At 43.2% G+C, this 11,669-nt stretch carries 10 protein-coding genes and 3 pseudogenes; 5 read left to right on the top strand and 8 right to left on the bottom strand.

Annotated elements, in window-relative coordinates; all coding sequences use genetic code 11:
• The 3 genes from GCWU000182_RS04710 to GCWU000182_RS04700 form a co-directional block, all read right to left on the bottom strand.
• Nucleotides 1-605, bottom strand: a 605-nt coding sequence (locus tag GCWU000182_RS04710) for an IS256 family transposase (protein WP_023391631.1), incomplete at its 3' end; no start/stop codon positions are given.
• Between the two features lie 264 nt (nucleotides 606-869).
• On the bottom strand, nucleotides 870-2,201 hold the full coding sequence (locus GCWU000182_RS04705) for an RsmB/NOP family class I SAM-dependent RNA methyltransferase (protein WP_023391630.1): 1,332 nt from the start codon (nucleotides 2,199-2,201) through the stop codon (nucleotides 870-872).
• Between the two features lie 116 nt (nucleotides 2,202-2,317).
• On the bottom strand, nucleotides 2,318-2,929 hold the full coding sequence (locus GCWU000182_RS04700) for a hypothetical protein (protein ID WP_035364113.1): 612 nt from the start codon (nucleotides 2,927-2,929) through the stop codon (nucleotides 2,318-2,320).
• A gap of 230 nt (nucleotides 2,930-3,159) precedes the next feature.
• On the opposite strand from GCWU000182_RS04700, the gene GCWU000182_RS04695 reads away from it, so the two are divergent.
• The 4 genes and pseudogenes from GCWU000182_RS04695 to GCWU000182_RS04675 form a co-directional block, all read left to right on the top strand.
• Nucleotides 3,160-3,651, top strand: coding sequence for a hypothetical protein (locus tag GCWU000182_RS04695; RefSeq protein WP_035364111.1), 492 nt, complete (start codon nucleotides 3,160-3,162; stop codon nucleotides 3,649-3,651).
• Between the two features lie 608 nt (nucleotides 3,652-4,259).
• A complete protein-coding gene (locus GCWU000182_RS04685) occupies nucleotides 4,260-6,032 on the top strand; it encodes an ABC transporter ATP-binding protein (RefSeq protein WP_035364108.1) in 1,773 nt (590 codons plus the stop codon).
• A 221-nt stretch (nucleotides 6,033-6,253) separates the two neighbouring features.
• Nucleotides 6,254-6,580: pseudogene (locus GCWU000182_RS10320) on the top strand (transposase); the annotation flags it as partial.
• Nucleotides 6,581-6,629: 49 nt separating this feature from the next.
• Nucleotides 6,630-6,875: pseudogene (locus GCWU000182_RS04675) on the top strand (transposase); the annotation flags it as partial.
• A gap of 274 nt (nucleotides 6,876-7,149) precedes the next feature.
• Here GCWU000182_RS04675 and GCWU000182_RS04670 read toward each other — a convergent pair.
• Both GCWU000182_RS04670 and GCWU000182_RS04665 read right to left on the bottom strand, forming a co-directional pair.
• Nucleotides 7,150-9,279, bottom strand: coding sequence for a heavy metal translocating P-type ATPase (locus GCWU000182_RS04670; RefSeq protein WP_003783705.1), 2,130 nt, complete (start codon nucleotides 9,277-9,279; stop codon nucleotides 7,150-7,152).
• Nucleotides 9,272-9,640: an ArsR/SmtB family transcription factor gene (locus GCWU000182_RS04665; protein WP_003783707.1), complete on the bottom strand. Its 369-nt coding sequence runs from the start codon at nucleotides 9,638-9,640 to the stop codon at nucleotides 9,272-9,274. The genes GCWU000182_RS04670 and GCWU000182_RS04665 overlap by 8 nt, the downstream gene beginning before the upstream one ends.
• Nucleotides 9,641-9,842: 202 nt before the next feature.
• On the opposite strand from GCWU000182_RS04665, the gene GCWU000182_RS04660 reads away from it, so the two are divergent.
• Nucleotides 9,843-10,142 carry a DUF5960 family protein gene (locus tag GCWU000182_RS04660; protein ID WP_023391624.1) on the top strand — a complete coding sequence of 100 codons (300 nt, stop codon included), beginning with the start codon at nucleotides 9,843-9,845 and terminating at the stop codon, nucleotides 10,140-10,142.
• A 25-nt stretch (nucleotides 10,143-10,167) separates the two neighbouring features.
• Here GCWU000182_RS04660 and GCWU000182_RS04655 read toward each other — a convergent pair whose 3' ends face one another.
• From GCWU000182_RS04655 to GCWU000182_RS04650, 3 genes and pseudogenes are all read right to left on the bottom strand, one after another.
• Nucleotides 10,168-10,590, bottom strand: a complete 423-nt coding sequence (locus GCWU000182_RS04655) for an arsenate reductase ArsC (RefSeq protein ID WP_023391623.1) — start codon at nucleotides 10,588-10,590, stop codon at nucleotides 10,168-10,170.
• Nucleotides 10,591-10,598: 8 nt separating this feature from the next.
• Nucleotides 10,599-10,873: pseudogene (locus GCWU000182_RS10315) on the bottom strand (hypothetical protein); the annotation flags it as partial.
• Between the two features lie 132 nt (nucleotides 10,874-11,005).
• Entirely contained in the window at nucleotides 11,006-11,668 is a 663-nt protein-coding gene (locus GCWU000182_RS04650) for an MBL fold metallo-hydrolase (protein ID WP_051372925.1), read from the bottom strand.
• Nucleotide 11,669: the final 1 nt, after the last annotated feature.

The raw sequence follows: 11,669 nt of genomic DNA, 5'->3' as shown, positions 1-11,669 counted from the left end.
CAAAAGCCGATGATTTCGCGCTTGTTGGCCTCGTTAATCCCTTGGGCTAGGTAGACCGCCTTGGACACCACGCGGTTCTCTTCGCGCACCTTAATGTAAAGGGCATCGAGGTAGAGATAGCGGAAGTGGCTGTGGGTCAGGGTCCGATTTTTGAAGGCTTCAATCTCGGGATCCAGCCGCTTCATCACATCGGACACAAAGGACTTGGAAACCGTCTCGCCACACAATTCATGCACGATTTTGGTGACTTTGCGTGTAGAGACCCCATTGATTACCATTTCCATCATAGAAAGCAAGAAGGCCTGTTCGTTGCGCTGGTAACGTTCAAAGAGCTCGGTTTTGAACTCGCCAGAACGCGTGCGTGGGACTTGTAATTTAAGGGTGCCAATGGATAAGGTCCATTGGCGTTCATAGTAGCCGTTGCGATAATCTTGGCGCTGGTCGGAGCGTTCATGGGGTGCGGCTTGGATGAACTGGTGGCGTTCTTCTTCCATGTAGGCATTAAAGACGGTAATGGCCAGCGTCTTCATGAGCGTGTTCATGTCACTGTTTAAAACTGCCTCTGTTAATTCTTCAAGTTTTAGGTTAATATTAAGGTAAGTCATGGTAATCTCCTCTTTCAATGTTTTCGGACAACTACATTGTACCAGAGATTACCTGGCTTTTTCTTTTTACACAATTATAGGGACTTAATCCCGGTTTACGCCCTTTCCCGAGATTCCGACCAGAGCTAGTGGTCCACTCGACGGAGTGGACCACTGGCTCTTAGCTTTTGACCTGGTTTCCGTCATTTTCCGGGATTCCGACCCGAGCTAGTGGTCCACTCGGCGGAGTGGACCACTAGCTCCTAACCTTTCTCCTGTTTCCACTCAGTTGCGGCGTAGGCGCAGGCCTTTTGGATAGTAGTTCTTGAGTACTCGGCCGGTGACCTTGGCGAAGCCTAGGCCGTTACCGCCCGCTAGGACTTGGTACCAGCCATTTGGCTTGTCCTCTGCCAGGTCGACCGTCTCGCCGGCTAGGTAGCGGGTGACTTGCTCTTCGGACAGGGCCACCTGGCTGACCGTCTCGTCCGGCCGCAACGCCAAGCCCAGAGCGAAGCTAGGCTCGAAGCGTTTCTTCTTGAATTCGCCCAAATGCAGACCCTTGTGGGCAATGCGTAATTTGCCTAAATCCGGCAGGCCCTCTGGCAAGAGATAGAGATGGTCGCCAAAAGTCTGGAGGACGCCCGGCAAGGTCACAGTCAGATGACTAGCCGCAAAGTCCTGCCAGAGCTTGAGCTGTTCAGCCGTCACTTTGGCTTTGAGCGGCTTGAATTTACGAGACTTACTTTCAGTCTCCTGCCCCTCATAGCGGAACTTGGCCACAAACTGCCCCTCACCCCGGAAATGTTGCGGATACATGCGGGCCGTCTCAGGATAAGACAGGCCTGGCACCATGCCATTGAGCTTAGGCACCTCAAGCAAGGTCAGCGGATAATGTTCCAGCAACCAAGCCACGATATCCTCATTCTCCTCTGGCGCCCAAGTGCAGGTCGAATAAACCAAGGTCCCGCCCGGCTTAAGCATGAGTAGCCCCTGCTCCAGAATTTCTCGCTGTAGCGCCGCGCACTGGCTAGGATATTCCGGCGTCCAGTAGTCCATGGCCTCAGCCTGCTTACGGAACATGCCCTCCCCCGAGCAAGGCGCATCTAGCACAATCAGGTCAAAGTAAGCCGGAAAGACCTGGGCCAGGCGCTCTGGCGACTCATTGGTTGCCACCACATTGCGAGCCCCGAAGCGCTCCAGGTTCTCAGCCAGAATCTTGCTGCGCTTGGGATGGATTTCGTTGGCTACTAAGAGGCCTTGGTTATCTAAGTATGACAGCAAATGGGTCGACTTGCCCCCAGGAGCTGCTGCCAAGTCCAGGACCTTGAGCCCTGGCTGGGGCTCGGCTGCCTGGCCCACCATTTGAGCGGCTGGCTCCTGAGAATAGACCAAGCCCGTCACATGGGCGGTCGAGCTGCCTGCCACCTTGCCATAGTAGCCCCAAGGGGTGCCCGGCATGGGCTGAGCGGATTCAGGCAAAGCTGACTGACTGGCCTTGAGAGGGTTGACCCGGAAGCCGGACTCCGCCTCTAACTTAAAGGAATCCAGGAAGGCCTGCCCCTCCTCTGGGCCCAATAGGGCTAAATATTTTGCTTGAAATCCTGCTGGAAATGTCATGACCGGCCTCCTTATGTCTTCTCATTTTATTGTAGCGGGATAAAGTAGCAACTGCAAGCCCAAAAGGCCTTCCCAAATACAAAAACACCCTGCCCTCAGGCAAGGTGCTTAAGAGATTATTCCTTAACAAAGGAAACCTGATCCAACTTAAAGCCCTGATCTGAGGCCTCGGTCAAGGTCAGGACTTCTTCACCCAGTAGGCGAACCCGAATAGTGCCTTCTGACTGGCTCAGTTCAGGTTTGGTTAGCCGCAGATAGATGGTCCCTGTCTCTCTGACATGGGCATAAAGACCGGACACTTGATTCTCCAGGACTTCTACCATCTTATCTGGTTCTACTTCTTGGCCTAGGGCTTTCTGATAGGCGGCCACATCCAGCCCCAGTTCTTGGCGCGTTTTCTCGATTTCCTGGCTGGTCATGCCGGGCTTGATCTTCTTAGCTAGCGCTCGCTGGTTGACGGTCATTAAAGTTTGGAAGGCTTGACCCTGCTTGGCAAGTTGCTCGGCATCAATCTCAAGCTCCATAACGGTTTCCGTGACGGTTACTTTCTTAATGAGGTGAGTAGATTGCGCTAGGTAAGTACCAGACAAGGCATCAGATTGAGCCAGGGCTAGACTAGGCGTAACAAGGGATAAGACTAGCATGAAAGTTGCTAGAAGTGAATAAAATAAGGTCCGCTTGCTTGCGTACCGACGATTGGCTGCTAGGGTATATTGCGTATGACTCATGGTGTTTCCTCCTAACTCGCTAGATACCATAAATTAAGAACAAGAATAGCCAGTGCTATTGAGGGAATTGACGTTAAGGGACCTAGTTTCTTTCATTAGATTCACCTCTTGCTTTAATATTTTTTTCATTATACACCAGTGCCAAGCATTTTGGAAGCCCTTTTTTAAATTAAACTTGTATTTGGCTCCTAAGCCCTTTAGAATTTAAGATAAGGGAGGTGGCGCATACTGTGAAAGGTCATATCAAGCAAAAACTATATAGTCTGGCCAGCGGCGAATTAGTTGCCCTTGCCGTCTTCTGGCTCAATTTCTTGCTCTTCAAAAAATACTTGGTCACACCACAAGCCCTAATTGCCATCGTTTACCCCCTCCTGCTAGTCAGCCTTATCTTGCTACAAGGTTCCCTTTATTGGTGGATTCTGATCAAGCGCCTTAGCAAGCCTAGCTTTGCGATCAAGCAAACGGGCCCAATTTATGGCCTACTCAGACAAGTAGACCTCATCCTATTAGCCCTCGGCATCCCAATCATCCTAATCGAGTTCAGCTCCTGGCCAGTTAGCCTGATAGCAGTAGCCATTTGGCTCTTCGCCCTCATAGAGTGGATCAACTACTTTCACTGGCAACTATCATACAGCCTCAATCCCCTGGTTTTCTTAAGTAAGGTGGCAAAGAGGAAACTTAGAAAGAGCAAAATAGCCAAGGAAATTGATAAATCTAAATAGCGCCCAAAAAGGCAATCAGCAGTAAATCACTTACGATTTACTGCTTTTTTGTCTAACGTAGAGCTGGCTACCTTTAAGCTTAGCTTGTAACCTGAATGATTTCTCAGCCACTCTCTCTTATTTGAGGTATGTTATCAATCTAATGATATACACATATAATTAGATTAGAAGTAGAAATCAATTTGACTTTCTAACTTTCCCTTGTATAATACTAGTAAACCTATGTATTTGACTCCCTAGTCTTATTTGAAAGAAGTGATACCCATGACTCAATTTAACTAGGTCACTTCCTTGAAACAAAGGATGTGCCTTAAACCGATTTACAATGCTAGTCGTCATCGATCAACACTTATAATAGTCATCACGATGAACGGAGGTTTATGCATGTCGAATTTTGCTTTCTATGGATTCCTTAATCACGACTCAAAGTATCCTTTGGCTAACATGATTTGGGGTAAAGATTCAGTGACTCAAACAAACAATGGAAAGGTAGCATTTCATACTAGTAAGGATGTGGCTAGTCTATCTGAAAGCTACCCTTTCCCCAATCACTCCTACGATTCAGGAAACCTAACTCAAGCGCTATCAACTGCTTGATCCTATAATTTATGACCCTATTTTCTACTTTCACATCCTATATGTCGCTCTACTACCGCAGTCTTCGTTTTGTCTGGCAGGCAGCGGGTGGCTTAGCTCTGGGACTTTTGATTACTATTCCCCTACAAGCCTTACTGCCTTCCCTGACGCTCTATCTGATTAACCAGCTCATGAACGAACTGGCAAGTGGTAGCCAAGAAGGGGTCTGGCTCCTATTAGCTTGGGGGCTAGCTTTCATACTGGGCAACGCCATGACCCCTCTCAACCTTTATTTACAGGGGCGCTTGACTGACCAGTTAACCTTTGCCCTTAATGATCAGATAATGAAAAAAGCGGAATCTATTCAGACCTTGGCTTGGTATGAAGACCATGACTTCTACAATAAAATTGATTTAATCAGTTCAGAAGCCAGTTGGCGTCCAGTCAATCTGCTAGTTTTCGGGACCAGTCTCATCAGCAATACCCTCTTGGTGATTTCCATGTTCGCCCTCCTCAGCCAATTCCATTGGCTGATTGCGGTGATTTTAATCATGGTGCTGATTCCTCAAGGTCTGATGGCTTATCGGATTCAGCAACAGGCCTTTGAAACCCTAGTTTCCAACAGCGAGGATTCGCGCAAACTAAGCTACTACGCGAGTGTTGTACTGACAGCAGACTATATTAAGGAAGTCCGTCTCTATCATTTGCATGGCTACTTCCAAAATAAGTATCGGCAAATTTTCAGCCAAATACGCTCCGCAGTTCAAGGCAACCGACGGCGTCAGCTCTGGCTCTCAACTGCCTTTCTAGTAGTGACTGGCCTTGTCAGCGTCCTGAGCTTTGCCTATCTTGTTCAAGGGGTCAAGTCCGGACTCTTCGCCGTGGGCGCTATTATGATTTTTGCGACTGCCATTACCTACACCATTCAAGGTGTCAGTCGCTTGGTAGAGGATTCGAGCTTGCTCTATGATACGCTCCTCTATATGTCTAATTTTTTTGACTTCTTGGAACTTGAGGAAGAAACCAGTTTTGGAAATCAAGAAGTTCCGAGCGAATTTGACTCACTCGAATTTCAAAATGTCAGCTTCACTTATCCAGGCGCAGATAAAGCCACCCTATCCCAGGTCAGCTTTGACATGGCACGTGGTCAAAAAATCGCCCTGGTCGGCGAAAATGGGGCCGGTAAGTCTACCTTAATCAAACTCTTATTAGGCTTCTATCTGGCGGATCAGGGTCAGGTAGAGTTTGATGGCCATAACATTTTGGACTTAGATATCGTCCACTACCGGCAACAGTTCAGCGCCGTCTTCCAGGATTTCGCTAAGTTTGACCTGACGGTCCGAGAGAATGTGGCCTTATCACGAATTGACCAAGCCGATGACCCCCTTGCCTTGCAAGCCAGCCTGCAACGTGGCGGAATTGAAGAAGGCGACTTGCTAACCTTGGACCAAACCCTAGGCAAACGTTTTGAAGATTCCCGCGAGCTTTCGGGTGGCCAATGGCAAAAACTTGCCTTGGCACGTGCCTTCTATTCTCAAGCACCCATTCTCATCCTCGATGAGCCAACTGCTGCCTTAGATGCACGCGCAGAGAATCAACTTGTCACCAAGTTTCTTGAACTAGCGGAAAACAAGACTGTTCTCTTTGTCACACACCGCTTGGCCATGGTCAAAAAAGCCGATAAGGTATTAGTCCTAAAAGACGGCCAAGTCGTCGGCTTTGATCACCACGACCAGTTACTTCAGCATAACACCTACTATGCTGATTTGTATGCTCTACAGGCGGATTTGTATCGGGAAGAATAAGGCTAGAAATTAAGGCCTGCAAAGTATAAAGGAGCCTCAAAAGCTGGATCCTAGGTCCAACTTTTGAGGCTCTTATTTGTTTGAATCCAGCCCAATCGGCCTTCTTCATAAAAAGGGTGGGCATGCTCACGGCACTGACCCCCGTAAATGAGAATTAAATAAAAACACCTCCAAGTTGGATTAGGTACAATATAATCAAATGCACATGGAGGTGTCTTTTTATGGTTAAAAAACGTGTGGCCTATTCTATCGATACAAAGAATAAAGCCGTAGAAATGAAATTACAGGGATATAAGTACAAAACAAATAATGCAGGAGTTAAACATAAAAAAATGAAACTCAAGTAGAAACATGGTTTAGATGGTATAAAAATGGAGAAACTCATCGTTTCCACCAACAGATAGGAAAACAATATTCTTACGAAAAAGGAATGGCTGAACTTTCAGAAATCGATCAATTAAAATTAGAACTAAAAAGAAAAGAAGTTGAATTAGAAATATTAAAAAATACAAGGAATTGGAAAGGAAGTGTCGCCTCAAGTAGTTGTATAGTTAGTGGAAGAATTGAAAGATAAATATGCGGTACATTTAATTTGTTCTTGCCAGTAAAGGCATACGTCCATCCATGTCTCGCAAGGGAACCAGCATAGATAATGGCATGATGGAGTCCTTCTTTGGTATCTTGAAAACAGAAATGTTTTACGGATTTGAGAAAAATTTCAAGTCTCTGGATCAACTGGAGCAAGCTATTACCGAGTATATTTTTTACTACAACAATAAACGCATTAAAGCAAAACTAAAAGGACTTAGTCCTGTTCAGTATAGAACTAAATCCTTTCAATAATATTTTTTGTCTAACTTTTTGGGGTCAGTACAATGACTCATAAATATTTTTTTGCAAGTTCAAATACTCCATGAGATTAATAACTTTATTATTTTCGCCAACTTTACTAATCGTATAAACATTCTCCAAATTTCTCAACATCAATTGAGAAATTTGGCTTTTTCCGTTGCTCAGTTAAAGCGTCCTTTAGTTGTATATTTCCTGTTAATATCCCTTTTGAAGCATAACATTGTTTTCAATGATCGCACCCGATTGTTGACACCCATTTTAGAACCTATTCTTTGATTTTCAATAAGCGTAAACTGTTTAATGTTACAAGTAAAGTTGCTCCCATATCAGCAAATATCGCTATCCAAAGTGTTAACCAACCGGGCATGACCAAAAGTAATGCCACTAATTTAATCGCCAAAGAGAAGGTAATGTTTTGCTTGATGATTGCTAAAGCCTTACGACTTAATTTTATTGTATATGGCAATTTACTCAAATCATCAGACATTAAGGCGATGTCAGCCGTTTCTAAAGCTGTATCAGTTCCAGCACCACCCATTGCTACACCAACGGTAGATGCCGCAAGGGCTGGAGCATCATTCACGCCATCTCCGACCATCCCCACACTTTGATGTTTTTCTCGAAGTTCTTTAATAAAATTAAGCTTATCTTCTGGAAGTAAGTCAGCTTTAATATCCGAAACACCAACTTGTTTTCCGATGGCTGTTGCCGTTCTTTGGTTATCGCCTGTTAGCATCACTGTTTCGATTCCCATATTGTTCAACTTGCCGATAACTTCTTTAGACGATTCCCTCATTTCATCGGCTACGGCAATAAACGAAAGAATTTCTTTTTCTGTTCCTAACACCATCACCGTTTTACCTTGAGTTTGCATATCGGCAATTTTTTCTTTTTTATCGCTTGAAATGCTTCCGTGTAATTCCTCAAAAAGATTTTGACTTCCCACATAATACATTTCATTATTTATTTTGGCTTTAACGCCTTTACCTGTAATGGATTGAAAATCCTCTACTGTTACTTCATTGAATTTTAATCCATTTTCTTCTGCTTTTCGCATAATCGCTGAAGCAAGAGGGTGCTGCGATCCTTTTTCAATGGCTGATGTTATGGTTATTAATTCATTTTCATTTCTACCATATGTCACAATGTCTGTTACAGCTGGAATCCCTTTGGTTAATGTTCCTGTTTTATCAAAGGCTATCGCTTTTAAGTGTCCTGCTGCTTCTAAATGGATACCACCTTTAATTAATACACCATTTTTCGCTGCATTTCCTATTGCTGTAACCACAGCAACTGGAGTTGAGACTACTAAGGCACAAGGACAACCAACCACTAATACAGCTAATCCTTGATAAATCCATTGGCTCCAGTCTCCGCCAAATAATGGTGGAACTACTGCAATTAAAAGAGCTAGTATGACAATAGCTGGTGTATAGTATTTTGCAAATTTATCGACAAACGCTTGAGAGGGGGCCCGTTCTGCTTGGGCTTCTTCTACCAAGTGAATGATTTTTGAAAGAGTTGTATCTTCAACTCGTTTTGTTACTTTAACCTCAAGTAACCCTTCTTCATTCAAGGTTCCTGCAAATACTTCATCATTTGTGATTTTCGTTACTGGAACACTTTCACCTGTAATCGCAGCCTGATTTAATGTCGATGTACCTTTAACCACTATTCCATCCATTGCTAACTTTTGACCGGGCTTAACTATCATGATGTCTCCAACTTGAATCTCATCAACATGAATCATCATTTCTTCATTGCCTCGTCGAATTAACGCTTCTTTTGGGGCAATATCCATTAAAGATTCAATAGATTGACGTGCTTTATCCATTGAATAACGCTCTAATGCTTCACTAATCGCAAATAGGATAACAACGGTTGCCCCTTCACCCCATTCACCAATAATTGCAGCTCCTATAATGGCAATAGTCATAAGCGTATTCATATCGAAATTTAATCTGCTTAAATTTTTGAGACCTTTAATAAATAACGAATATCCACCGATTAAAATGGACGCTGCATAACCAATTGTCGGTAGAACATGCTCTTCACCATACTGCTCTCCTAAGAACCAGCTAACTACAAGTAAAAGAGCTGATATATATACCTTAATGTTTTCTTTCTGCTTCCAAAAAGGTTCTCCTTCTACCCTTTGTTCTTTTTCATCTCGAATTTTTAAATTTTCAAATGCTCCTGCTTTTTCTAATTCTTCAATGGTTGTCGTCCCTTTAACATAAACTTTAGATGCTCCGAAATTTACTTTCGCATCCTGAACACCGGGAAGTTCTTTAACATTATTTTCAAAAATGGCTGCACAGTTAGTACAAGTAAATCCTTGAACACGATAGGCTTTCATTTCTTCTTCGAACTGTTTTGCTTTCCCACTAGACATTGATCTTCACCTCTTTCTTAAGTGCCAATGCAATCATCATAATTTGTCTGATATGCTCATCATCTAATGAATAAAATGCAAGTTTTCCCTCTTTTCGAAACTTAACAATCCCTTGCTTATGGAGCGTTCGCAGGTGATGAGAGGCATTTGCAACCGTAACACCTATAATATTTGCAATATCACACACACACAGTTCGTCATCTTGACACAATGCATAGGTAATTTTTGCTCTATTTTTATCTGCAATAGCTTTTAACATTTGGGCAACACTAGAAATATCTACTGTCTGTAAATTACCTTGTATTCGATTGACCTTTTCTTCGTCATAATAATAAATTTCACAAGTATCTTTTTTAATCATATTCTCACCCCAATACCATTCAAGTATTTGCTTGAACATAGTATAGCCCTTTTCATTAATTAATTCAAGTGTTTTTTTGAGTGAATAAAAAAATTCATAAAAAAAGACTTGGAGTACCCAATTCTAATAACAAAATAACCAATCTGCATAAGACTTTAAGTACATAACATTATTAGTATTGAACTTGTTGAGGAGGTGCTCTATGAATCAGCTTGAATTTCAGCGTAATCACCTACAAATGGACTATTACAGCGAGAGCCACCAAGATTTTGAACGTGACTTCTACCGCTACTCCAACATGAATATTCCATTGACCTTTCTGACTGATAATATCCTCAAAACAATGGCAACTTCTCGTAAGAATTACTTTGTCCTCAATAAGGAAAAGGCTAGAGATAACCTTGATCACTTCTTCATTTTCGACATAAGCACCTTAGATGAGAATCCACTAATCTATCGTTATACATATAAGAAAACTGCAACTTATATAGCCTCAAAATAGGAGTTCATCAAGTGATGACTCCTTTTTATAATTCCACACGAAAATAAATTGCCTCAACTTCCTCTATTAATTTATGAACCTTACTTTCAATCTCCTTAATTGTTTTAATAAACTCTTGATCATTTTTTCCACTAGGATCCTCAAGTCCCCAATCATCTTTTTTAACAGTGTAAGGTAAAATAGGACAAACGACATTACATCCCATTGTAATAAGATAATCCACTTCAGGAATGTCATCTAAAAGTTTTGGCTTTTGGGTCTCTTCCATATCAATTGCATATATTTCTTTGACAAGTCTTACTGCATCCTGATTAATTTGATCCTTTAATTCTGTTCCTGCAGAATATACCTCTATAGAATCTCCTGCAAATTTCTTTGTCAGTGCTTCAGCGATTTGACTTCTGCATGAATTGTGAACACACACAAAGGCAACTTTAGTTTTCTTCATTTTTCCTCCTATATCTGATAAAGTTTATCACCACAAAGATCTTCTTTTGTCCATTCAATAACGGCCAGTTTTCCTGAAGTATGATCTAGTATCTTGTTAATCCACTTAACTTCTTCAATTATCTTTATTTTATCTAACAAGACTTGTCTATCATCGGCAGATTTTTTGATTAGATCATCGAGTTGTGTAATTGAATTAATTCCTTGTTCTCTAAGTTTAATATTGAATCAGCCATTGTTTTGATATTGTGTTTTCTTGCCCAAACTTCATAACCTTTGGCACTGACCCACGTAAATGAGAATTAAATAAAAACACCTCCGTGTGCATTTGATTATATTGTACCAAATCCAACTTGGAGGTGTTTTTATTTAATTCTCACTTTTTGGGGTCAGTCCTCACCACCCCTTCAACTATTTTATTCTTCAAACCGATGCTTAAACAAATTGCGAAAGACTTCAAAATAGGGATTAGTCGCCAAGGACTCGCCGACGGTCACAGCCGGGCCGTGACCTGGATAGAGGACATAGTTTTCTGGCAACTGAATCAACTCCCGATGGATGGACTGCATAAGCTCAATGTAGGAGCCACCTGGCAGGTCCGTCCGCCCGATGCTTTGGGCGAAGATGGTATCACCGGATAGTACGAAATGGTCATCAGCAAAAATATAAGCCACGTGGCCTGGGCTATGGCCTGGCACGAAGACCACTTTGAAGTGGAAACCCGCCACTTCCTTATCCCCTAGATCCTCCCAGAGGACTTCTGCTGGACGCGCCGTAAAAGGCTGACCCCAGTAAGCCGACAGGTTGAGTTCTGGTTGATTGAGGAAGCCTGACTCCACTGGATGCATATAGAGTGGAATGCCATAACGGTCCCGCACCGCATCCACTGCCCCGATATGGTCGTGGTGGGCATGGGTCAGAAGGATGGCCTGTGGCGCCCAACCCCTGGACTCAATCCAGTCCAGAATCTTAGGCGCGTCAGCCCCTGGATCGATTAAGAGGGCCTGGCCAGCTTCATTGACGACTGCATAAGTATTTTCCTCGAGTGACCCGACGGTCAGCTGATGAACAGTAAGCATC

Origin of the sequence: Abiotrophia defectiva ATCC 49176, assembly GCF_000160075.2 — a bacterium.
GTDB lineage: Bacteria > Bacillota > Bacilli > Lactobacillales > Aerococcaceae > Abiotrophia > Abiotrophia defectiva.
The sequence above is the reverse complement of the archived record's forward strand: the minus strand, read 5'-3'. Positions and strand labels throughout refer to the sequence as shown.